Source organism: Vibrio hyugaensis (genome assembly GCF_002906655.1).
GTDB classification, from domain to species: domain Bacteria; phylum Pseudomonadota; class Gammaproteobacteria; order Enterobacterales; family Vibrionaceae; genus Vibrio; species Vibrio hyugaensis.
Window position 1 is genome coordinate 1,370,277 of sequence record NZ_CP025795.1, and the last position, 23,964, is coordinate 1,394,240.

Consider the following 23,964-nt stretch of genomic DNA (forward strand, 5'->3'; position numbering starts at 1 on the left):
TTTTCTTTACTAATCAGCTTCAATCTGATTTATTGAATAAACCCGATCAACTTCTTGGCAATATCGGTATTGTTCTGTGAGCCCACAAACTTATCAGCCCCTTTCCCGTAAGCGAACACTTGAACATCAACAGCGGTATGGCCCTTCGTCGTCCAACCAGTAAAACTCTTCTTGTTGATGATGTCTTTCACTTCTTTATAAAGCGCTTTCGCTGGTTCTTCACTTAATTTCGCATAAGCGAGTTGTCTACCTTGCTCTTTCGACAATTCCCAATCCACAGAAGCATTCCATGTTTTGATCATATCGTGAGACTGCGCTAATGACATCGCTAATGGCCATGCCGTTTGATGAACTCCTTTGATCGCCTCGGTATCCCATTGGTATTGTCCATTTGCACCGATGGTTAAACCGCCTGTGGAGTGGTCAGCCGTCACCACCAACAAAGTGTCTGGATGCGCATCGACATAAGCTTTCGCCAATTCAATCGATTTAGCAAAATCATCCATTTCTGCCATCGCGCACGCAATGTCGTTCGCGTGGCCACACCAATCAATTTGACTGCCTTCAATCATAACGAAAAAACCGTTATCTCGTCGTTGCAACAGTGAGAGAGCTTTGTTGGTCATTTCCGCTAGACGAGTGGGATTCTCATCAAGCGCAAATGGAAATGCCTTATCTGCGAACAGACCTAACGCAGGTAAAGTTTGCAATGCAGGAAGGTCTTTGAAATCGGTAATGTACTGATAACCTTGTTGTTTAAATTCTTCAACCAAGTTGCGATCTTCACGTTCAAAATAACGCACGCCGCCGCCAAGCAATAAATCAACCGGTAGCTGATCATCGACTTTGTTATCAATGTAATCATTGGCAATTTCATCATAGTTTCGACGTGATTCGTTATGAGCCGCAAAGCTCGCTGGCGTGGCGTGATTAATTTGTGACGTTGCAACTAATCCAGTCGTCATTCCCTGCTCTTTTGCCATCTCAAGCATGGTTTTTACAGGCTTTTTGTTTGCATCGACCGCCACAGCACCGTTATAACTCTTAATGCCACTGCTCAGTGCCGTCGCGCTCGCTGCACTGTCAGTAACATAGGTGACGTCATCAGGATACGTCTTTGCCATACCAACTAAGATGGAGTCAAACACTGTCGGCTCAATCTCTTTTGTGGCTGGGTCATCATGATAATAACGGTACGCAGAGGTAAAGGCAGGTCCCATCCCATCACCAATCATATAGATGATGTTTTTAGGCGCCTCGCTGGCAAAGGCAGGACTGGCAAATAAGCAGGCAGTTATTAGAGGGGTTTTCAGTTTCATATCTCATCCATGACATAATGCGATGGTGCCAATATGGCACTCATCAACTTGAGTATCGTTCTAATGTTAAAGCATTAACGAATACTATCATGCAGTTAGGATGAAACATGGCGTTAGTTCATAGTTTTACAACGCACATCATTTCTTAAATAAGATAACCTCAGTGCGCAGCTCAGCCTGCTCCGTATCATGCGGACTGTTTAAGTAGCGTTCAATACCCAAAGGTTTGTTTTTCACTTTAACACCATCATGTCGGGTCACACTCATCGCCATCGACCACGCATTACCCAGAAACCAATATTCACCTTTATGCTCCACGACAAAGGTGTCACTGGCAGGAATGGTTCCAGCAACAAAACCCCCCATCGCGGCAACGCCAGCTTTAACTGGTAAACAAGTAATAAATTCAAAGTATCCACGCTTCATGTCCATGGAGAAGTAATAACAAAAGAGCTCCCCGGTCACAGGTAGTTTCTCTTTTTCTACGAGGTCAAATAATCGTTCAATGTGATCTTGTATGATTGGTCCCAGATCATTCATCACACCTGAACCCGTTAAGCCAATGTAGTTAATTTCATTTTGCCGACGGCTACCGACTTCGACCAATTCAGATAAGACAGTACCGGTCTCTAATTGGCGCTTCAGCATGCGCAGTCCACGTTCATAGTCCATCTCAATCATGCTTTTAAACATGCCTTTCAAGAAGAATAAAAACCACGGCACGCTCGATTGCATCTGCCATTCCACCGCAGATCCTTTCTCCGATGGTGTGACGATTAACGTCACTTTCGCATGACTTTTAAAAGGGCGGAAAAAGTGCAATTCCATATCTAAACGATGTTCTTGTGTGCTCTCTAAGACCATTGCCCCAGTACCGACACGCTTCCCGTTCCACTGATAGCCAGATCCGACTTGTCCTTGCTCATCACTGTAAGTCAGCTCGCAATCCGGCTCTAAAATGAGCCAAGGAGACCATTCCGGCCAATTCTTAAAATCTTTGAGGTAATCAACAATCTCGCTCTGCGTCTTTTCAATTTCAATGATCTTACTGACGTGATACGAAAGCATAGTCGCTCCTTGAGTTTCCCTTTCACTCTCTAGAGTCTAATTCAAATCGGTATTTTTTCTTTTTTCACTGGCAGTTAGGCACAAAAAAGCCAGAATTACGTCTCTGGCTTTTCGTTATTCATACCGCTTGCAGTGGTCTGTAAGCGAAGTGCTGAATTAGGAAACAAAGTCGATTTTGGCCGTAAACCTTGCGCCATCATCCTCTAATTCAAATGGCCAATTCATGCGCTCACAGATGCGTTGCACAATCACTAAGCCACAACCATAACCGGCATTGTAAGTCTCATTACCATCATGGCGATTCACAACCACCAATTGAGTGCCATTCAGTTCAATCTCGATGTCACCGACGCTGTAGCTGAATGCATTCTTAATCAGGTTATTAATCACGATGGTGATAAAACTTGCAGGCGCATGCACCACACCGCTATCCATTTCTTTTAACTGATACTCTGCCCCTTGTTTAGCAAACAAAGGAGCAAGTTCTTCCAACTGCTGATTTAGACAAGTGATCAAAGCATGGTCACCGTAATGCTGTGGCTCGACGTTTTCTTTCCCCAACAACAGGAACGCTTCCGTGAGAACTCGCATCTCTTCACCAGCCGACTGCAAACGTGCAATGGCTTTTTGTGCCACACGAGGTTGATCTGGCACTCGGCTTAAAATATCAGCGGAACCTTTGATCACCATGATTGGTGTTCGAAGCTCATGAGACGCAAATCGGCTAAATTCTTGCTCTCGTCGGAAGTAACCTGCGATGTTGTTTTTACTGTCCAGCAAAGTTTGCTCAATATGTCGTGTTTCACTGAACTTAGTATCGACTTCAAACGCGGGTTGGTCTGGCGGCATACAGCCGATTTTGCCTTCAATTTTCGCCAGTGGACGAGAAAGAATTCGCACCATGTAAACACCGTAGCCAACCATGATGATGGAAAACAAGCCACCCAAGAAAAAAGTAAACTGATGCAACGAGCTTTCGTACTCATCCAGATAATCATCGGAATCATCTTGAAAGACGATGTACATCAATCCCTCACCAGATGGGTGCTCGAAGACAACAAAGTGCTTATCCTCTTCACCTAATAGGTATTCATAGAAGCCTGGAAACTTAAACGACAGCAGCCAATCAGGTGTCGGTGCCTTGCTCCAGTAGGAATCGAACTCCATCACATTTGGCAAAGGGGCATCCCAACCCTGCTTTTTGTAATTCTCTTTGTAAAGCGCCACTTCAGTATCGAGCCAGTGATGTAGGCTCAATACTTCCAGTTTGTTTTCAGCAACGTAGATTAATGACCAAAACAACGTGAACATCGCAAACGTCATAAGGCCAAAACCCCAACGAATTTTGCGATAGATGCTTGGGTATTCTTTATGGTTTGAGTCGGTAGCCTTGTCCATGAATGGTCTCTAATATGGAATCATCAAAACCCTTGTCGAGTGCAGTTCTTAGCCCATAAATATGGCTACGCAATGCGTCACTGCCAGGAGGCTCGTCTCCCCACACATCTTCAATCACTTCGGTTCGAGACACCGAAGCTGGTGCACGCTTCAACAATAGCTTTAGAATTTTGGTTTGAATACGACTCAGCTTTAGCACTTTACCCATGCGCGTGACTTGGTCGGTACGCACATCCAAACTGATGTCGGCAAATTTGAGTGTTCCGATGTCTTGCCTTGGACCACGGTTCGCCAAGGCATGCACACGCAGGCTGAGCTCTTGCATTGCAAATGGCTTCATCAAATAGTCATCACCACCCGCTTGAAACGCTGCGATTTTGTCGTCTAACGTATCTTTGGCGGTTAAGAACAATATCGGTGTACCACATAGGTATTCTTGACGCAGTTTTTGGACGGTACTGATGCCATCAAGTTTCGGCATCATGATGTCCATTATGATCACATCATAATGATTTTCTTGAATTAAATTTAGCGCAGCCTCTCCATGGTAAGCGCAATCTATCGTCATCCCTTCCAATTCCAGATAGTCGGCAATAGTTTCTGAAACATTGTGATTATCATCGACAATTAATATTTTCATAGGCTCACGTTTCTTCACGAACACTTCACGATACGCGTCATAAGATACAACCAAATTCATAAATAAGCTTTCAAAAACAGGTATAAATCATGAAAAAATTAGCGCTTGTAGCCACAGTGGGCATGGCATTATCGGGTTGTGGTGGGTCTGGTGACGGTGGTGGCTCTTCACCTCAACCGGCAGCAAAACCTAGCTCTGCGATTGGTACGGTTGAATCGGTCAACGAAGCGAAAAGCACCATTACGGTAAATGGCTACACCTACCACGTTTCTGAAGTCATGTATGGTTCAACAGAAACGAATCTTGGTGCCGTTCAACCAAACATGATGGTTCAAGTCGGCTCTGGTACAGAAAAATCAGCAGAAGATCCTGTTGTTGTTACGCTTGAGCCGACCATGACTGGCACGGTGACTGCGATTGACCACATCAACAAAACGTTCACGGTAAACGGTGTTGAACTTCATTTTGAAGGTTTGAGTGATGAAATCGACCAAGGCGATTGGGTCATGGTGTCTTCACTACCAACCGCTGATGCTGGCTACAAAGTGCTATCCGTTGTGAAGTTTGACTTCAACTACACTGGCCCTGATGAAATTGAAGGTCGAATTTCAAGCATCGACATCAACAACAGCACATTCAAATTGGGTGCAAACGTCACGGTCTCTTACAACCGTGTAGATGGTTTGAATGTTGGTGAATGGGTTGAAGCAGAAGGCTCAATGCAAGGCGATGTGTTCGTAGCAACAGACGTTGAAGTAGAAAACTACGATAGCTTAGTTGGTGATAACGACGTAGAAGGCATTGTTACTTGGGTGGCAAATGACTACAGCCAATTCTCACTAAACTACCGTGGTAACTTCGTTGTCGATAATGCTACCCGCTTTGAAGACGGTACTAAAACCGACTTGAAACAAGGCCAAGAAGTTGAAGTAACGTCCGTAATGAAAAATGGCGTTCGCACGGCCACCGAAGTAGAAATCGACGGCCCAGATTTTGGTGGTGACCACGACAGCAACTGGCAAGGTAAAGAGTTTGAATGTGAAGGTGTGGTATCAAACTACAACGTAAACACGGAAACATTCCAAGTTTCACGTTGTGAAAATGATGCTGACCAAGTCATGTCCAACAACACCGTTGTAATTGACGCTCAAACTCGCTTTGAGGGCCTAGAAAAGCACAACCTAAACGGCACTAAAGTAGAAGTTGAAGGTGTGATCATCAACAACCAAAACGTGGCTCGTGAAGTAGAAGCAGAAGGTCACGACGACTAAGCAAAAACAAATAAGCGCAAACACACATCCAAGAAGCATCATAGTTTTGGTGCTTCTTTCCCCTCTCGTATCGACTTTTCTTCTATCCTTTTTAAAACAGATACGTATGACCAAATGAGGGATTAATAATGCGTAAAATAACACTACCTCTAATGATGCTTTTTGGTGCTTGTGCTTCAGCCAGCAGCTTTGCTGCAACACAGAGTGATGCAACTCCAGAGCGACTAGAATCGTTTGAGTGCACCGGCTTAGTGAACAGTTACAACGCGGATTCCCGAACTTTTGTTCTGGCCTGCCAAAATGAACATGGCCCGGATTTCCAAACCAAAACCGTCGTGATTGATAACAATACTCAGATTGACGGCGTACAAGAGGCCAATCTAGACGGGGCGACCATCGAAGTCGATGGTGTGGTAATTAACAATCAAAATATCGCAAGAGAAATTGAGCTCTCAAACGACTAAAGTTCCGAAAATACAACAGAAACTCACAAGTGTCGCTTCGGCGGCGCTTTTCTTTTCCTGCAAATCTTAATTGGTCAGTTACACTTAATTTATGTTTACATGAAAACGGTAACTGTAATGAAAAAACGTAACCTTGCCCTACTCCTTTTCTTGTTTGGTTCAACTGCAAGCTATGCTGGTGTAATGGATCCTGACTGTGACGCAGAAAAAGCAGCCAAAGCGACGGCCACTAAAGCTGTTGTTGGTGTGGGCGGTCGTTGTACTCCTAAAGAAGCGTTGAAAGACACGACGGTAGAAGCCGGTAAAGATGCACTGCCAGACGAAGGCATTGCAGGTAAGGCTGTGGACGCAGCAATGCCTGAAAAAGAGAAAAAGCCAATTAAAAACACCACTAAGAAAATCATCACTGATTAGTATTGGGGAAGAGTATAAAAAAGAGCGTCCGAATTGGACGCTCTTTTGTTTTGTTCATTTGGATTGATTAAACCGCTTCTGCTTGGCCAATCCAGTGATAATGGTGGTTTGCTTTCTTGCCGACTAAGCCTAGCTCCGTCAGCTCTTCAAACACGTTATCGACTTCTTCTGCCGAAAGTCGGAACTGCTTCGCAACGGCTTTCTTAGTACACGTCACTTGATGCCCTTTTAGCGCATCACTCACCTGTTCTAATAGCGACTTTGGTTCTTCCGGCTCGATTGACGCAGGCATTTCAAGCTCTTCTTCCTCTTTAAGGTGAGGTAAGTAGCCCGCTGGCTCTAGGTCAATATCACGAACATTTGCTAGCGTAATGCCATCATTTCTGCGGAAGAAATGACGAAAACGGTTTTCTTCACCAATCAAGCCAACGAAGAACGCCGCAAAGAAGTCGAGCAAGATAGACAGGAATACGACCAAGCCCAACTGCGCTTGAGATGACGTCGTACCAAAAGCTTTTGCTAAGCTATCAATCAGACCAATCACCGAGCCTTGCGCCACTGGCGGTAAGCTGTCGCGTTCTGTCGCTAGGCGTTGCTGTTCTTCACGCAGTTTCTTGTTTTGCTCTTGAATACGAGAGACACCTGTCGCGATGCGTTCCATTTCAATGTACTTTTGTGCCGCCATGTTGTTCAGTTCAATCTGTTTATCGATTGATGCAATCTGACGGTTGTAGGCTTCAACTTTTGCCTGCTCTACCGAGATATGGCTTTGTGCGCTGTTGGTCGCACTGTTGATGCCACCGACACTGCCACCAATAGAAATCGCAGCGAGAACCAAATAAAACACCAATGCCGTTAAAGCTCCGGTGTAGTTTCGATGGGCACGACGCTCACCATATTCATACCAAGCGTAAAATTTACCCGCTTCAAATATGATGGCCAGACCGCCAAATAGCGCCTGCATCATTGGGTTTTCGTCAATCGACAAAAACAGTAAAAGAGAGAAAATGGTCGATGCTAAAATCGCTGCACCAGTAAACGCATACACGCTCACCATCGCAAAGCGACCTTTAGGATATCGATATCCGATCTGTTGTTCGTATTTCATTGGAGAAATTTCTTAAGATTCCGCAGCCCTTATATGACGGGCGCTTCAGGCAACTACAAAGGTGCGGAGAATACCGTATCCTTTATTAAATTACTGTCATAATTCCGTTAATGGAAAACAAGTGAAGAATAGATAGTCACTTTGAATTGAATAAGCGCGATTCTAGAACGCAAAATCACCAGCCAAATCCACACCATTCAGCAAGTCAATAGGTTAAGCAGTGCTGTGAGCAACGCAATTTTCGATATTTATCTTTAGAACAATAATCCATAAAACAAATAAAACACACTCACATCACCTTTTTATAAACTACCAGTTACAATTTAACGCTCATTTGTTAGTATCCCGCGCCGAAACAATGAAGTATCGCGTCGTATGGAAACAGTCAAAATACAATCAGGAAAGCCAACTGTAAGCGCTGTAGCGATCATCATCGCAGTGCTGTTCCAGTTGTACCTGACATCCACCGTCGCGCTCAACCCTACGCAAATTCACGGCGAAAACTGGCTCAACCAAGTACAAGATGAGAAGGTGCTACTGTGTACAGCAGACGGTTTTAAATGGGTCGATGTTAACGAGTTAATTCAAGCGAATGCACTTCCCAACTCAGACTTCATCCAAGATCTCAATCTGCACGACAGCATTCAATTTGAATGTCCGTTATTGCAAGCCGCTCAATTCTTTATCTCCGTTGCGTTAGGGCTCTTTCTTGCCACCATCTTTTGGCTGCGACGCAGCAAGCACACGTTAATATCCTACGACTTCGCCCTATGTGGTCGACAAGTGTATAAACACGTCGCACCAAAACAATCACCACCTCGTGCTTTCCTTGCCTAATGCTCTGCATATGGCGCACAACAATAACAATTAACCCGATCGAACAAACGATTCGGAGAAGCAAAATTTCAAAAGGAAAACACCAATGCTTAAAACAATGAAAACCACTGCCTTCGCTCTTATTGCTCTACTAGCGAGCCCACTGAGCCTTGCTCACGAATACGAAGCAGGCAAGATTCACATCGATCATCCTTGGAGCCGTGAAGCGCCACCAAATGCGCCTGTGATTGGCGGTTTCTTCCAGTTAAGTAATCTAGGAGATGCCGATGACGCGCTGATTGCAGCTTCAACGCCGATTGCTGACCGTGTTGAGATTCATACTCACACCAAAGAAGACGGCATGATGAAGATGATTAAGATCGATGAAGTAATGGTAGAACCGCAACAAAAAGTTGAATTTAAACCAGGTAGCTTTCACTTGATGATCTTCAATCCAACACAAACGCTAAAAGAAGGCGACCGTTTCCCTGTGACGTTAACGTTCAAAAAAGCAGGTAAAGTGGAAGTCGAAATGGCGGTGGAGAAGAAGGATCACGTAGAGAAGCACATGCACCACCATTAATCACTTAAACGAGAAGAACCCGCTATTTCAGCGGGTTCTTTTGTTTTAGCTGTATGCACCTTTGATTTCACTCATGTGGGCTTGAAAGACTCCCTACTCGTCACTGCGACGAGCCTAGACGAGATAAGGAATCTAATAGCAGCTAGCTCAGTCTTACTTAAAACAAACCTCAGCCCAGCGCGCTAGACCTGCGGTTACCGAACCAAAGTAGTTACCACTCACCACCGAAATATTTGGCAATACTGTCTGCACTGCATCACGCAAAATAGGTGAACGTGCCGATCCGCCCGTCATAAAGATTGCATCCGGTTTCACGCCGGCTTGCTCTACCGCTTCTGTTACTAACGCTGTCATCTTGTTCTTTGGCGATTCAATCGCTTCGATCATCTCGTCACGTTGAACATCCACCTCAATCAACTCAGACAACAGGTTAATGCCCGTACGGTAGGATGCTTGTTCAGAAAGCGCGACTTTCGCCTCTTCCGCACGACGGACAATGTTATAACCCAGAGACTCATGGTAAACCTCTAACAAGCGAGCAAGCTTTTGTGGCTCTTGCGCTTGCTTGTGCAGAAGTTTCAACGCCGAAAGGTTCTCACGAGAATAAAAGTCACTCTGCGCTTCTACGTTGTTGATCGCAATTGGGTTCCAGAACTGTGTGGTTGGCATAACGATGCCCGACTCCATCTTGCTCTCCACACCAAATGGGTACATCAGTTGTTTGAACGCCAATGCAATATCCAAATCGTTACCACCGACACGCTGACCACTGTGCGCCAACAGACTTGCTGTGCGATCCGCTTTACCACGCCAAGATGGTCCCATTTGAATCAAAGAACAGTCTGTCGTACCACCGCCGATATCGACCACCAGAATGGTTTTATCTTCCGTTAGCGTCGCTTCATATTCCAGACCCGCGGCAACAGGCTCAAATTGAAACTCAACATTTTGGAAGCCAGCACGTTTTGCAGCTCTTAAGAGAATACCTTCTGCTTGGATGTTCGCCGTTTCTCCTCCACGACCGTGGAAATTGATAGGACGACCAATCACCGCATCAGTAATGATTTGCTGCGCATCGCTCTCAGCTTGCGACTTGATGTTGTCCATCATGGCGCACACTAGATCTTCAAAGAAACTTAACTGAACGTCACGCAGGCCAGATGCACCTAAGAAAGACTTCGGTGACTTCACATAGTAAATATCGCGAGGATCTTCTAAATAACGATTCAGCGCCGCTTGTCCAAACGCCATGTCTTCAGGCTCAAGTTCAATGCTCTCCTCGCGGTTGAAGTTCATAGCGCGACGCAGAACTTGCTCACCCACTTTATCAAAAGGCTTGATATTACGATGACGAAATAGGTGTTCAGACACCGATTCACGCGTTGGTGACGCAAGGGTGGAAGGAATGTAAGGGCTACTCCCCTCAAGATTAAGCAACTGAGGCTCACCTTGTTCCATTTTCGCCACCGAACAGTTTGCGGTGCCGTAGTCAAAGCCGATGTACATAAGTCCTCCCACTGACAAAAAAGGTCGGCAATCCTACCTCAACAGCCGTGGAAATTCTAGCGCAACAACTTGAATTGAATGTGGCTTTAGTCTTTCTCTACAGACTCTTTTTTCATTGAAGGCAGTACAAACGCAAGAAGCAGCGCTAAAAGCAGAAATACCGGGGTAAGCGTAAGCCCATGCCAAATGGAGTATCCATCGTGAAAGAGCCAAAAAATGCCTACCGTAAGTAAGTATGCAAAATAGCTACAAAACACTAAGCTAATCGCCACGAAACGAGTGCGGTTAATGATGAGTATGCGCACCAAATATTGGCTCATGATTCCTGCGCAATGGACAGCAAGTTGCCAATTTATAATAAAGCACGCCAACGCGACAAACCCTGAAACCAACAGCGCGTCATGCGTATTAACGATGAAATAGCTACCAAAACGACTCATGATGATGGGATAGTCACCTTCATAAATGATCGACCACGAAATCGCATTCGCAGCCGCAACGAAGTTGGCAAAATAAGCGATGGCATAAAAGGTAGTTTGAGAACTGAATGGTTGAAAGACTTCTGAACAATAGCCTTGCCACTCTTCTTGGTTAGCGGTTGGTCCGACCCAGTTGCGTTTTTTACTTGGCACACGCTCGGCAAATGCAGGGCCATTACGAAACAACAGCCAAAAGATATACAGCGCAAGTGCTACCAAGAGTATTGTTAGCATCCCCTTTCCCCTCTAGAAATGTCCTTTTCCACTGCCAATGGCGTTGGGGTCGTAAACTGCACTTCCCTGATTTTTGAGCTTAATCTTGTTTTAATGCGTTGCTAAACATCAAATATAACAACATACGATGGTGACTCTTTTATCACTATCGTTATTTAGGTTTAGCACACGATGGACGGAATTGCTGAATCTGGGTAGGACGAACAAGGAGGGGGAACGTCGCCTACCCCAACGATTTACGCTTCGAGCTTTTCCTCAAATACTCCGAGTTCGCGCCCGAGCCAAATCGCATGTTCTGTGTGATCACGTAATTCGTTATCGCTGACTGGATGGATTAAGACAGAGAAACCACCTCGAATGGTATCTAACCAAGCGATAAATTCCTCGCTCACGGATTCAACGTGCAGTTCAAACATTGGCATCTTATGGGGCCCAACCAATTTGCACACTAACGGAAAAACGCGCAGTACATCTTGGCGTTCTTGACGAATAATTTCATTCAAGGCTTGAGCTTTTTCCTGCTGCTGAAGCGGAAAGTAAACATGAATGTGGTACATAACTTCTCCATGAGTATCACAGACTTTAATTATGGGTCACACTACATGCATTCCCCAACCTTGGGAAGTGACAAGTGACTCTGTCTAGTCAAAGCGTGACGACGAGAATAACGTGTTACTGAATTATCACCTCAAAGTGCTGAAAAACCATTCAAGTTGTAAAATTTCACAGCGTAATTTTGTCGCAAATTTCTTGTCAAAGTCAGTGATTCCATTCAATTCTGAAAACGTACAATTCTAAAAGCCAGTGTTTTATCCTATAAAAACACACTGTAAGCGAAATTTTACTGTGGAGCATTGCGTAAATTAAAGCGCAATTTAACAATTTGTTTACACTTACAGTATCTGGTTATATCAAGATTCATCACTGGATTAGGCGGTGTAGACAGCAGTATCAAGCGACGCCTTGTGTTTTTCCAGAACACAGTTTTGCTAGAGAGACGAACGACAGATGCGTCAATAACTATCAAAAACAACTGCAATCCTAGGTATGACCTTTTGCGCTGATATCAAAGTCTGAGTACCCATGCAGACATTGATTTAATAATGAGCAGCTGCTGTCCAAAAGACTTGCAGCGTCAAAAGGAGCTTGAGATGAACGTTCAGGCATTACCCATGCATCGGTTTATCGACCATGATGGGAACCTCGTCAGCCAACTACCCAACTGGGCTGATCTTGAAACTTTGGTCGGATTTTACCAAGACATGGTATTAACTCGGACCTACGATAACAAAGCCGTTGCCCTGCAACGCACGGGGAAATTGGGCACCTACCCATCACACCTTGGCTCGGAAGCTGTTGGTATTGCTGTGGGCAGAGCGCTTAACACCACCGATGTTTTCGTGCCTTATTATCGTGATATGCCAGCAATGTGGTGCCGTGGCATAGGAATGGAAAAGAACCTGCAATATTGGGGAGGCGATGAACGCGGCAGCGACTTCGCGCCTGAAGGCAGTCCTTTTCCTAGTAAAGATCTCCCCTTCTGTGTCCCAATCGCAACCCAGTGCACCCATGCCGTTGGTGTTGCGGCAGCATTGAAAATCCAAGGCAATCACGATGCAGCTTTGGTGATGTGCGGTGATGGCGGTACTTCCAAAGGCGATTTCCTTGAATCCATCAACTGCGCGGGGGCATGGAACGTCCCTTTAGTCTTTGTGGTGAACAATAACCAATGGGCGATCTCCGTGCCGCGCAGTTTGCAATGTGCTGCGAAATTTCTCTCAGAAAAAGCCAAAGGTGCTGGCATCCCCGGCATTACGGTTGATGGCAACGACGTAGTCGCTGTGTTTGATGCAACAATGACGGCCCTTGAACGAGCGAGAAAAGGCAAAGGCGCGACGTTAATTGAAGCAGTAAGTTACCGCTTGAGCGATCACACCACTGCCGACGACGCGACCCGTTATCGTAACGAGGATGAAGTTCAAACAGCTTGGCAATATGAGCCCGTTCGTCGACTTAAAGCCTTTCTCACCAATCAAGGCGTTTGGAGTAACGAGAAAGAGCAAGAGTGGCAAGCCCACTGTAAAGAACAAGTTGAACTCGCCGTTGAGCGTTATCTCAACATGCCAAATCAAGCGCCTGAAACGGGCTTCGATTTCCTTTATGAATCCCTACCCCAAGAGCTTCATGCGCAAAGGGATGAGCTAATCAATAAAGCAATGCGAATGCAGGGAGGGAAACATGGCTGAACTCACGTTAGTTGAAGCAGTGAACCTCGCACTGCACCATGAAATGGAGCACGATCCTAATGTCATCGTCCTTGGCGAAGATGTGGGTGACAACGGTGGTGTATTTCGTGCAACCGTTGGTCTAAAACAGAAATATGGTCTCAAACGCGTTATCGATACGCCACTTGCCGAAGCGCTAATTGGCGGTGTAACCGTTGGTATGGCGAGCCAAGGTTTACGACCTGTAGCCGAATTTCAATTCCAAGGTTTTGTTTTCCCTGCATTAGAGCATTTGATGTGTCACGCGGCGCGAATGCGTAACCGTACTCGTGGTCGACTCACCTGCCCTGCGGTATTCCGCGCGCCCTTTGGTGGCGGTATTCATGCACCAGAGCATCACTCCGAAAGCGTCGAAGCGTTATTTGCTCACACCGCAGGTTTTAAGGTTGTGATTCCTTCCTCACCGCAACGCGCTTATGGTTTGCTCCTAGCAGCCATTCGCAGCAACGATCCGGTGATGTTCTTTGAGCCAAAACGTATCTATCGCACAGTGAAATCCGAAATCGTGGATAACGGCGAAGCGCTACCTCTCGACACTTGCTTTACCCTTCGCAAAGGCCGCGACATTACGTTAGTGACTTGGGGAGCGTGTGTTGTCGAATCACTGCAAGCGGCTCAAACGCTGTCCAATCAAGGTATCGAAGTTGAGGTGATTGATTTAGCCAGCATCAAACCCATTGATACCGCGACCATCTTCCGTTCACTTGAGAAAACCGGACGCCTCTTGGTGGTCCATGAAGCGAGCAAAACCTGTGGTGTCGGCTCAGAACTGCTAGCCAGAACCGCAGAACATGCCATGTGCCTACTCAAAGCCCCACCAAAACGTGTCACAGGCATGGATACCATCATGCCGTACTACCGCAACGAAGATTATTACATGATTCAGGAAGAAGACATTGTGCTCGCCGCGCGCGAACTCGTGGAGGATTGGAAATGAAGACGTTTAACTTACCCGATCTCGGCGAAGGTCTCGCTGAGTCAGAAATTGTGAAATGGCATATTAGTGTCGGCGATATGGTCAAGCTCGATCAAGTGGTGCTTACCGTCGAAACCGCAAAGGCGACCGTAGACGTCCCTGCTCCTTATAGCGGTCGTATCGTGAGTCGTCATGGTGAAGAAGGCGACGTAATCAACATTGGTGCTCTACTTCTGGAAATCGATGAAACCGGAGCAGAGCAAACCGTCTCAGAGCAGAAACAAACTGCCGATGCAGCAACGGTGGTCGGTAATGTCTCGCAACATGCGCACAGCGTGAATGTCGACGATTTCTGGATTGGTGGCGAACACAATCCATCGCCTGATAACCTCATCACTGCGCTTCCTTCTGCTCGCCTATTAGCGAAGAAACTGGGTGTGGATTTAGATTTGGTCAAAGGCAGTGGTCCGGATGGTTTGATCGTTGATACCGATATCTATAACGAAGCAGGCAAACAGCGTCCAGGTACAGAAGTACTTAAAGGCGCACGCCGAACCATGGTGTCGACCATGGCGGAATCCCATCACAATGTCGCAGCGGTCACCATTACTGAAGAAGCAGTGTTGGAAGGCTGGAAGCAAGGTGAAGACATCAGTATTCGTCTGGTCCAAGCGATCGTGCATGCGTGTCAGGAAGAGCCTGCCATGAATGCATGGTTTGATGCTGAGACCATGACGCGTTGTGTCCACAGCGCGGTGAATATTGGTATTGCCGTAGACAGCCGACACGGTTTGTACGTACCTGTTCTTCGACATGCTGACGAATACGAGCCACAAGAGGTACGTCGTTGGTTGGACCAAACTGTGCAAGGCATACGTGAACGTAAGATTGGTCGTGAGCAGTTACAACACGCCACCATTACGCTTTCAAACTTTGGCGCAATTTCAGGTATTTACGCAACGCCAGTAGTCACGCCGCCACAAGTAGCCATTGTCGGTGCAGGTCGAATCATTGAGAAAGTTGTAATTCGAGACGGACAAGCTGTGGCAGTGAAAGCCATGCCACTGTCGATTACTTTTGACCACCGCGCATGTACTGGTGGTGAAGCGGCAAGGTTCACAAAAGTACTAGCCGAGCACTTGAGAAAACCGAGTGTTTAAGCAACGTTTGCCATAATTAGCAAAGGGCTTCCAATTGGAAGCCCTTTGCTTTGAGCCTGAATTTGAAGAGATTCCCTACTCCCTCATTCTTCGCTTTAGTGAACGAAGCCCGAAAAATATCGAACTTAAACCTTCTCCAGCAACTCCGGCATAATCTCAAACAGGTCACCTACCAAACCATAGTCTGCGACTTGGAAGATTGGCGCTTCAGGATCACTGTTAATCGCTACAATCACCTTAGAATCTTTCATCCCTGCCAAATGCTGAATGGCTCCGGAGATACCCACGGCAATGTACAGCTGCGGCGCGACAATCTTACCCGTTTGTCCTACTTGCAAATCGTTAGAGACAAAGCCTGCATCCACCGCAGCGCGTGATGCACCAATTGCACCACCAAGCTTGTCGGCAAGTTGTTCCACCAGCGCGAAATTCTCTTTGCTGCCTAACCCACGCCCACCGGAGACCACCACATTTGCCGCGGGTAGCTCTGGTCTTTCACTTTCCGCTTTTTGCTGTGAAACAAACTCACTGTGCTCTGCATTAATGACCGTTTCTAACGTCACGACATTCTCGGCTACTGGTGAGTCAGACACAGTAACTGCGTCAAACGCAGAGCTTCGAATCGTCATCACTTTGGTTGTGTCGTCAGAGCGGACTCTGGCTAACGCATTACCGGCATAAATGGGGCGAATAACCGTATCGAGCGATTCAATTGCAATCACATCTGACAGCTGCCCAACGTCCAGTAAGGCAGCGACACGGGGCATCAAGTTCTTACCAAAGGTACTAGCAGGGGCAAGGATATGCGAATAATCCCGACCAACTTCAGCAATCAAGGTAGACAGATTTTCTGCTAATGCATACTGATATTCGGCAGCATCAATCGCAACGATCTGCGAGATACCTTGCACGCACTTCAACTCATTCAATACCGAGCTGCATTGATGTCCGACTAACAAGGCGGTGACAGGCAAAGAGGCACCGTCTTGTTGAATCTGGGAAGCCGCGCTCAACGCACGTAATGTATCGACTGAAAGTGATTGGTTGTCGTGTTCTACGATGACCAAGGTTGCTAACGGTTTGTTTTCCATGGTTATGCCTCCTAAATCACTTTCGCTTCATTTTTGAGCTTGTCGACTAACTCGCTCACACTGCCAACCATCTCACCTGCTTTACGGGCAGGCGGCGTCATGACTTCCAGCACTTGCTGAGAGCGCTCAACACTCACACCAAAGAAGTCTGGCGTCATTACCGAGAGCGGCTTCTTCTTCGCTTTCATGATATTCGGTAGAGAGGCGTAACGCGGTTCATTCAATCGTAAATCCGTACTGATGATCGCAGGCAAATCCAGTTTGAGCGTCTCTAAGCCACCGTCGATTTCTCGCGTAACCAAAACCGTTTCCCCTTCTACTTTCACTTCCGATGCAAATGTCCCCTGCGGACGATTCGTCAGTGCTGCCAACATTTGTGCGACTTGGTTGTTATCCGTATCGATTGACTGTTTGCCCAGAAGCACCAATTGAGCCTGTTCTTGCTCCATCACGGCTTTGAGTAACTTCGCGACCGCAAGCGGTTCTGGTGACTGTTCAGCATCAATATGAATCGCACGATCCGCACCTAATGCGAGCGCTGAGCGCAATTGTTCCTGACAACTGGTGTCACCAATCGACACCACTAACACCTCCTCTGCTACCCCAGCTTCTTTGAGGCGTACCGCCTCTTCCACCGCAATTTCACAGAATGGGTTCATCGTTATTTTCACGTTGTTGGTTTCCACGCCGGAACCATCAGATTTCACTCTTACTTTAACGTAAGGGTCAATTACACGTTTAATCGCAACCAGTACTTTCACATTCCCTCCTAGCAGATCGCAAAGCGATACGCGTCCTAGCAATTGGGTCATGCGCGACAAAGATTTGTATTAAAGCTCAGTTTATTCATTATCTTGCTAACAAAAAACATATTGTGACATTGTCACTCAAAGTCTTTATCCCGCCCTATGACGTTACCATTTGAGCTTAGTTTAGTTTACGTTTACGTCAACTGGACTATAGTTCTTTATACGAGCACTGCGTAATAGAAGAAGCACCTGAAACACAGAGAAAGATTTCGCATAAAGGAAGCAAGAAGATGGAAAGAGAATGCATGGAATTTGATGTGGTGGTGGTTGGCGCCGGACCTGCAGGTTTGAGTGCTGCATGCCGCTTAGCGCAGCTCAACCAAGAGCGTGAAGGTGAACCGCTGTCTATTTGTGTGGTAGAGAAAGGTTCAGAAGTTAGTGCACATATCTTATCTGGCGCGGTATTCGAAACGCGTGCATTAGACGAACTCTTTCCTGATTGGCAAAGTATGGGCGCGCCTCTCTCCGCCGCTGTAAAAAACGATGCCTTCTTGTACCTAACGACAGAACTTAATCACGTTCGTGTTCCCCACTTCCTTACACCCAACCCAATGCACAATGATGAAAACAACTACGTCATCAGCTTGGCAAACTTGTGTCGTTGGTTAGCAGAACAAGCGGAATCGCTTGGTGTTGAGGTCTATCCCGGTTTCGCCGCATCCACGATTAACTACGATGCATTTGGCGCTGTTACAGGGGTAAACACCAGCGACATGGGCTTGGACAAGAAAGGAGAAGCCAAACCCAACTTTGAAGCCGGTATTGAGCTAAAAGCCAAATACACCGTATTCGCCGAAGGTTGCCGAGGTCATCTCGGTAAAGAGCTCACCCAACGATTTGGTTTAGACGATGATAAACAGCCGCAACATTATGCGCTCGGGCTCAAAGAGATTTGGGAGTTGCCTGCCGATGCCAAAGATCAATCAGGCAGCGTGATTCATTCTGTAGGGTATCCACTGAGTGAATCCAACACCACAGGCGGCGGTTTTCTCTATCACATGGAGAACAACCAAATCGCCGTTGGGCTTATTGTCGACTTGAATTACAGCAATCCTTACTTGAGTCCGTTTGACGAATTTCAACGCTTTAAGCACCACCCAGCAATCGAACAACATTTGAAAGGCTCTCAACGCATCGCTTATGGCGCAAGAGCCATTGCGAAAGGTGGACTGTCTTCTCTGCCGAAACAGCAATTCCCCGGCGGTCTATTGATTGGCTGTGATGCAGGTACCTTAAATGTCGCCAAGATCAAAGGCAGCCATACTGCGATGAAATCCGGTTTGTTAGCCGCAGAAGCCATTGCTGAAGCATTCGCACAATCAAATTCGGAAGCGGATTACCAAACCAAGTTTGAAGATTCATGGCTGTATGAAGAACTTAGTGATACGCGCAACTTTGGTGCGAACATTCATAAGTTCGGCAGTGTGCTCGGCGGCGCACTTTCCACCTTCGAACACAATCTATGGCAGCCTCTGGTTAAGAAACCAATACCGTGGACGATCACTGATCCTTCGCTTGATCATGAACAACTGAAGCCAATCGACGAGTGCCAACCTATTCACTATTCGAAGCCAGACGGCGTAATCAGCTTCGATAAACCTTCATCGGTATTTTTGTCAGGAACACAACACGAAGAAAATCAGCCTTGCCACTTGCAACTCGCCTATCCTCATATTCCGATTCAAGTACATTTGAAGAAGTTTGATGAGCCAAGCCAGCGCTACTGCCCTGCTGGCGTGTATGAAATTGTAGAAGTCGAAGACGAGCGAACATTCCAAATCAATGCCGCAAATTGTGTGCATTGCAAAACCTGTGACATCAAAGATCCATCGCAAAACATCACATGGAAAGCACCAGAGGGCGGCGGCGGACCAAGCTATCAAAACATGTAGCACTTATAACGTGATGGTGATTCGCTATCACGCCTCTTTTATCTGAACAATTGATAATTTAAATCCATCAAAAATCTAACAAATCAATCATGTGTACTATGCTTAGTTTGCAATTCACTAAGCAGTTCACGGTCAATTAGCATCAATCACACCAAAAGAAATGAATTCTACTTATTGTCCAGGAGGACTCGATGAAGAGGATATTGAGGAAGTTTCTCGTATTGATGAGCGCGGTCGCGCCTGTCAGTCTGTTGGCAGCAGATAAACCCAACATTTTAGTATTTTGGGGCGACGATGTTGGTGTTTACAACATTAGCGCTTATCACAATGGCATGATGGGAGGTAGTACACCAAACATCGACACCATTGCCAAGGAAGGTGCCATTTTTACGGATGCTTACGCGCAACAAAGTTGTACTGCGGGTCGCGCATCGTTCATTCTCGGTCAGCACCCATTCCGTACAGGCTTACTTACCATTGGTATGCCTGGAGCAAAAGAAGGGATTCAAGCAAAAGATCCAACCATTGCTGAACTACTGAAAAACCACGGCTACGTTGCGGGTCAGTTTGGTAAGAACCACCTAGGAGACCAAGACGAGCACTTACCTACTAACCACGGTTTTGATGAATTCTTCGGTAACCTCTACCACTTAAATGCTGAAGAAGAACCAGAATCAGAGTTCTACCCTAAAGATCCTGAGTTCCGTAAAAAATTCGGCCCTCGTGGTGTTCTTAAATCCACCGCTGACGGAAAAATTGAAGACACAGGCCCACTCACCCGTAAGCGTATGGAAAACGTTGACCAAGAGTTTATGGAAGCCAGCCTTGCCTTCATGGAAAAGGCCGTGAAAGACGACAAACCTTTCTTCATTTGGCACAACTCGACGCGAATGCACGTTTGGACACACCTAAGTGAAGAATACAAAGGGAAGTCTGGTTATGGCCTTTATGCCGACGGCATGATGGATCTGGACGATCAAGTTGGAGTGATGCTTAAGAAGCTTGATGAACTGGGCGTAGCCGACAATACCATCGTAATTTTCAGTACCGATAACGGTGCAGAGAAATTCACATGGCCAGATGGTGGTACAACACCATTTAAAGGTGAGAAAGGTACAACTTGGGAAGGTGGCTTCCGCGTACCTATGATGGTTCGCTGGCCGGGTCAAATCAAACCGGGTACGGTCATCAACGACATTTTCTCTCAAGAAGACTGGATGCCAACACTATTGGCCGCCGTCGGTGAGCCAGACGTAAAAGAGAAGCTACTTAAAGGTCATGAAGCCAATAACAAAACCTTTAAGGCGCACCTCGATGGCTACAACCAGTTAGACCTACTTACCGGTAAAACAGATACAGGTGCTCGTAATGAAATCTTCTACTTTGATGCCGGCGGCCACTTAAACGCTCTGCGTTATAAAGATTGGAAGATTCACTTCACCATCATGGAGGGGGCCATCAACGAGGCTTATCGTAAAACGCCAAGCTGGCCGTTGATCGTTAACCTACGTATGGACCCGTTTGAAGTAGGACCAGACTCTGCACTTTATGTCCGACACTTCTACGCAGACCAAATGTGGATGTTTGTCCCTGCGCAAGCTATTGTTCGAAAATTCCTAGAAACCTTTAAAGAGTTCCCAGCAACCAAAGGCAGCTCTTTGAGTATCGAGCAAGTCGTGGATGCCATGACGCAACCACAACGGAATTAATACTTAACACTTAGTTTAAAAAAGTACTAAGCCTACGGAGTACGGATATTATCGCAGGTATCTGTACTCCGTATTTTTATGTCTCAAGTCTTTATGACTCATCTCTGAAAATCACATAACCGACGTTCATCACCATTAGAAAACTTTAGATGAAAAAGCTAATAGTTCCGGTAGTTTACCTACAGTTTTATTTTGAGAAATTGCGTAAACTACTGCAGATCTATTCATTGTTGCTCTATTCATTGTCGAGACCGCATTCACTAACGGCAAGGCAATTGAGCACCTAAAACTAAAAAGAAAATACTTCGAAAAGGATTCATATATGAAGGCGTCAGTGGTAAACCGAGTCTGGTTATCCGGTAAAATGGTGATGGTAACAAGTGGTTTGGCGTTATCCGGTTTTGCTTATTGTTCCACTCCAGAAACTATTGGAGACATTCAGTTCGTCGACCCAAACTTTGCTGATTGCTTTTCTGGCTATGAAGCGTCTTCACCAAATATTTTGACCGAACTCGACTGCTCCAACAATAACATTAGCTCTGTGGAAGAAATTAAATTTTTCCCTGCACTAGAAGACTTGATTCTCCTAAATAACAATATTAAAAGCGTCGATACTACAAATAATCCAAAGCTCAAACGCCTGATCTTGGCGAACAACCAATTGACAGATATCGACCTCTCTCATAACCCAGAGCTTGAAACTCTGACTGTTTCAGAAAACAACCTGACACAGCTCAACATCAACAAGAACTCGAAGCTGAAAAGTCTCTACGCCTACAAAATGCCTATTGCAGAAATAGACGTTCGCCACCTATCACGGTTGCGTGACCTTGGATTCAGTGCCCATAAACTGACAGAGCTTGACGTTAGCCAAAACTCCGAACTCAAGACGCTCTTTCTTGGAAGTGGCAGCCTAACTACGATCGACTTAAGCCATAACCCAAAGCTTTCGCACGTATCTCTTCAATCAAACCAATTGCAAGAGATTGATTTGTTGAAAAACGCGAATCTTAAGCACCTTAACGTGCGCAATAATAAGCTCACCAGTTTGGACTTAAGCCAGCAGACACAGCTGCAAGAAGTTAAAGCAGACTATAACCAGTTAGCCGAATTCTTATTGGGTAAAAACCCAGACTTAACGTCACTAGAGCTAAACAATAATAAATTGACCAAACTGGACCTGACTCAACAACTGGCCTTGAAGAAGTTCACAGCATTCAACAACCCGCTTTATGATATTACATTGCCTAGAGGTCATGAGTTTGATCTGTTTTCAGTCGAGGGTTCACCTTATGCGGCTGCTCTAACAACGACCTCTCAAGCAAGCGAAGAGAAAAACATCTCAAACCAACTATCTCCTCGTGTCAGCATTATTGAAGGTGGTGTAATAACGCAAGAGGGAAAAGAGTACACCGTGACTCCAACACAAATGGTGATGCCAAAACTCGGCCAGTACATTGGCTTTCGATACTCGGTTACGTTGCCCAAGAATGCACAGGGTGAAGTAGAACCTAGCCTTGCAAAAACCAACAAATTTCCAATTACCGTCCGGATGACACATCCAAAGATTGTCGATCCTAAAACGGGCAAAGGGTTCACCGAATCCACTTGGCCTGACACCATGTTTAAGCATGATCGTAACCTCGCAATGTGGTATTTCGGCGATAAAAGCGAGCTGGTGTCCGGCCGTTGGAAACTCGAGATACTTTACCGCGATAGCGTGGTAGCAAAAAAAACCTTCCAGCTAGTCAATATGGATGATCCGAAAGAACTCACTTCAATCAAGGAAGCACTGGTCATGCAAAACTTGTTCGGCAAAGGTTCTAGTTATGTTTGTAAAGAAACCGCCTTTCAGCGCTGTTTTGGGTTCGATAGTACCAGTAAATGTGAACAAGCTCTTGAGCCTTATACCAAGAGCTGCCAGTCATTAATGGCACGAGAAATCAAAAAACAAAAGGGCAAGTTTGACAGTAAAGACGCTCTGAAAAATGCTTTTCTCTTTTATACAGGGTGTTTAATGGGGAGCTACGCAGAAGAAAATCATTTCGAGCGAACAGAAGTACTTCAATGTATGAAAAGTAAATAAGGTATTTTTGAATAGAGCCTCCAATCAAGTGAGGCTCTAGTACCGTTAAACTTCTACCCCTGCTTCATCTTCTTCGACGATATCCGTTTCTTGGCTCGCCTCTTCCAACCATTGCTTTAGAGATTCACTTGCTAGCACCTTCTGTTGGTAAGCTTTGGCACCTTCCGATAACTCGATACTGTAAGTTTGGAAACGCAATGCCACAGGTGCATACATAGCATCAGCTATCGACCATTCTCCAAATAACCAGCCGTTCGGATACAGCTTAGCTTGCTCTGCCCAAATAGCGTCAATGCGTGCAATATCCTTACGCGCACCATCCGTTAGATCGACTTTTCTGCGTGCGCGGATATTCATTGGGAGTTCATTTCTTAAATCAAAGAAACCCGAGTGCATTTCTGAGGCAATGGCGCGTGCTTTAGCTCGTTCTAGGGAGTTGCTTGGCCATGCTTTGCCTTGTAAGTATTGCTCGTTAACGTATTCCAAAATCGCTAATGAATCCCACACGGTTGCGCCACCATCCACCAAGGTAGGTACTTTCGCGGTTGGTGTAATACCTTCCAAGGTTTTGTAAAAATCTTCCGTGAATAACTTGAGCTTGGTGACTTCCACATCCAATTTGAATTGAGAAAAGATCAGCCATGCGCGCAGTGACCAGCTTGAGTAGTTTTGGTTAGCAATAAACAGTTTCATGACGCCTCCATGCGGTTCGTGTT

Annotated in this window: 22 protein-coding genes; 11 read left to right on the top strand and 11 right to left on the bottom strand. The window is 45.9% G+C overall.

Translation table 11 applies throughout. The annotated features are described in order from the left end of the window. Window positions 1-29: 29 nt before the first annotated feature. The 4 genes from C1S74_RS23195 to C1S74_RS23210 all read right to left on the bottom strand — a co-directional run bounded on the left by C1S74_RS23195 (window position 30) and on the right by C1S74_RS23210 (window position 4,425). Window positions 30-1,319 (bottom strand): alkaline phosphatase, encoded by a 1,290-nt coding sequence (locus C1S74_RS23195; RefSeq protein WP_045402435.1) that lies wholly within the window; start codon window positions 1,317-1,319, stop codon window positions 30-32. Window positions 1,320-1,457: 138 nt separating this feature from the next. Then, entirely contained in the window at window positions 1,458-2,387 is a 930-nt protein-coding gene (locus C1S74_RS23200; protein ID WP_045402438.1) for an SRPBCC family protein, read from the bottom strand. A gap of 156 nt (window positions 2,388-2,543) precedes the next feature. Next, complete coding sequence (locus C1S74_RS23205) at window positions 2,544-3,785, bottom strand: sensor histidine kinase (protein ID WP_045402441.1); 1,242 nt, start codon at window positions 3,783-3,785, stop codon at window positions 2,544-2,546. Continuing rightward, the gene (locus C1S74_RS23210; RefSeq protein ID WP_045402589.1) at window positions 3,757-4,425 is read right to left on the bottom strand and encodes a response regulator transcription factor; all 669 of its coding nucleotides are present in this window, start codon (window positions 4,423-4,425) and stop codon (window positions 3,757-3,759) included. Before C1S74_RS23210 ends, C1S74_RS23205 begins: the two co-directional genes overlap by 29 nt. 89 nt (window positions 4,426-4,514) lie before the next feature. On the opposite strand from C1S74_RS23210, the gene C1S74_RS23215 reads away from it, so the two are divergent. From C1S74_RS23215 to C1S74_RS23225, 3 genes are all read left to right on the top strand, one after another. Then, window positions 4,515-5,696, top strand: a complete 1,182-nt coding sequence (locus C1S74_RS23215) for a DUF5666 domain-containing protein (protein ID WP_045402444.1) — start codon at window positions 4,515-4,517, stop codon at window positions 5,694-5,696. Window positions 5,697-5,824: 128 nt separating this feature from the next. After that, window positions 5,825-6,160: a DUF5666 domain-containing protein gene (locus tag C1S74_RS23220; RefSeq protein ID WP_045402447.1), complete on the top strand. Its 336-nt coding sequence runs from the start codon at window positions 5,825-5,827 to the stop codon at window positions 6,158-6,160. A gap of 117 nt (window positions 6,161-6,277) precedes the next feature. After that, window positions 6,278-6,574, top strand: coding sequence for a hypothetical protein (locus tag C1S74_RS23225; RefSeq protein WP_045402452.1), 297 nt, complete (start codon window positions 6,278-6,280; stop codon window positions 6,572-6,574). Window positions 6,575-6,641: 67 nt separating this feature from the next. On the opposite strand, the gene C1S74_RS23230 is transcribed toward C1S74_RS23225, so the two are convergent. After that, window positions 6,642-7,682 carry a hypothetical protein gene (locus C1S74_RS23230; RefSeq protein WP_045402455.1) on the bottom strand — a complete coding sequence of 347 codons (1,041 nt, stop codon included), beginning with the start codon at window positions 7,680-7,682 and terminating at the stop codon, window positions 6,642-6,644. Window positions 7,683-8,057: 375 nt separating this feature from the next. Here C1S74_RS23230 and C1S74_RS23235 point away from each other — a divergent pair, with 375 nt between their 5' ends. Beyond that, the gene (locus C1S74_RS23235) at window positions 8,058-8,519 is read left to right on the top strand and encodes a hypothetical protein (RefSeq protein WP_045402458.1); all 462 of its coding nucleotides are present in this window, start codon (window positions 8,058-8,060) and stop codon (window positions 8,517-8,519) included. Between the two features lie 85 nt (window positions 8,520-8,604). Further along, the gene (locus C1S74_RS23240; RefSeq protein WP_045402461.1) at window positions 8,605-9,081 is read left to right on the top strand and encodes a copper chaperone PCu(A)C; all 477 of its coding nucleotides are present in this window, start codon (window positions 8,605-8,607) and stop codon (window positions 9,079-9,081) included. A gap of 153 nt (window positions 9,082-9,234) precedes the next feature. On the opposite strand, the gene yegD is transcribed toward C1S74_RS23240, so the two are convergent. From yegD to C1S74_RS23255, 3 genes are all read right to left on the bottom strand, one after another. Continuing rightward, window positions 9,235-10,587, bottom strand: a complete 1,353-nt coding sequence (yegD, locus tag C1S74_RS23245) for a molecular chaperone (RefSeq protein ID WP_045402464.1) — start codon at window positions 10,585-10,587, stop codon at window positions 9,235-9,237. Window positions 10,588-10,673: 86 nt separating this feature from the next. Continuing rightward, window positions 10,674-11,300: a hypothetical protein gene (locus C1S74_RS23250; protein ID WP_045402466.1), complete on the bottom strand. Its 627-nt coding sequence runs from the start codon at window positions 11,298-11,300 to the stop codon at window positions 10,674-10,676. Between the two features lie 236 nt (window positions 11,301-11,536). Then, complete coding sequence (locus tag C1S74_RS23255; RefSeq protein WP_038873466.1) at window positions 11,537-11,857, bottom strand: DOPA 4,5-dioxygenase family protein; 321 nt, start codon at window positions 11,855-11,857, stop codon at window positions 11,537-11,539. A 594-nt stretch (window positions 11,858-12,451) separates the two neighbouring features. Between C1S74_RS23255 and pdhA the strand changes: the two genes are divergently transcribed. Genes pdhA through C1S74_RS23270 form a run of 3 tightly spaced genes read left to right on the top strand, consistent with a single transcriptional unit; the run spans window position 12,452 to window position 15,661 of the window. After that, entirely contained in the window at window positions 12,452-13,546 is a 1,095-nt protein-coding gene (gene pdhA, locus C1S74_RS23260; RefSeq protein ID WP_045402469.1) for a pyruvate dehydrogenase (acetyl-transferring) E1 component subunit alpha, read from the top strand. After that, a complete protein-coding gene (locus C1S74_RS23265; RefSeq protein WP_045402472.1) occupies window positions 13,539-14,522 on the top strand; it encodes an alpha-ketoacid dehydrogenase subunit beta in 984 nt (327 codons plus the stop codon). The genes pdhA and C1S74_RS23265 overlap by 8 nt, the downstream gene beginning before the upstream one ends. After that, on the top strand, window positions 14,519-15,661 hold the full coding sequence (locus tag C1S74_RS23270; protein ID WP_045402474.1) for a dihydrolipoamide acetyltransferase family protein: 1,143 nt from the start codon (window positions 14,519-14,521) through the stop codon (window positions 15,659-15,661). Before C1S74_RS23265 ends, C1S74_RS23270 begins: the two co-directional genes overlap by 4 nt. A gap of 125 nt (window positions 15,662-15,786) precedes the next feature. Here the strand turns inward: C1S74_RS23270 and C1S74_RS23275 are convergent, their stop codons facing one another. Next, window positions 15,787-16,752 carry an electron transfer flavoprotein subunit alpha/FixB family protein gene (locus C1S74_RS23275; RefSeq protein ID WP_045402476.1) on the bottom strand — a complete coding sequence of 322 codons (966 nt, stop codon included), beginning with the start codon at window positions 16,750-16,752 and terminating at the stop codon, window positions 15,787-15,789. Window positions 16,753-16,763: 11 nt separating this feature from the next. Beyond that, window positions 16,764-17,513, bottom strand: coding sequence for an electron transfer flavoprotein subunit beta/FixA family protein (locus C1S74_RS23280; RefSeq protein ID WP_045402477.1), 750 nt, complete (start codon window positions 17,511-17,513; stop codon window positions 16,764-16,766). A 278-nt stretch (window positions 17,514-17,791) separates the two neighbouring features. Here C1S74_RS23280 and C1S74_RS23285 point away from each other — a divergent pair, with 278 nt between their 5' ends. From C1S74_RS23285 to C1S74_RS23295, 3 genes are all read left to right on the top strand, one after another. Beyond that, a complete protein-coding gene (locus tag C1S74_RS23285) occupies window positions 17,792-19,453 on the top strand; it encodes an electron transfer flavoprotein-ubiquinone oxidoreductase (protein WP_082039097.1) in 1,662 nt (553 codons plus the stop codon). Between the two features lie 191 nt (window positions 19,454-19,644). Next, entirely contained in the window at window positions 19,645-21,162 is a 1,518-nt protein-coding gene (locus tag C1S74_RS23290; protein WP_045402481.1) for an arylsulfatase, read from the top strand. 322 nt (window positions 21,163-21,484) lie between these two features. Beyond that, the gene (locus C1S74_RS23295) at window positions 21,485-23,248 is read left to right on the top strand and encodes a DUF3859 domain-containing protein (RefSeq protein WP_045402483.1); all 1,764 of its coding nucleotides are present in this window, start codon (window positions 21,485-21,487) and stop codon (window positions 23,246-23,248) included. Between the two features lie 45 nt (window positions 23,249-23,293). On the opposite strand, the gene C1S74_RS23300 is transcribed toward C1S74_RS23295, so the two are convergent. After that, window positions 23,294-23,941, bottom strand: a complete 648-nt coding sequence (locus tag C1S74_RS23300; protein WP_045402485.1) for a glutathione S-transferase family protein — start codon at window positions 23,939-23,941, stop codon at window positions 23,294-23,296. Between the last annotated feature and the right edge of the window lie 23 nt (window positions 23,942-23,964).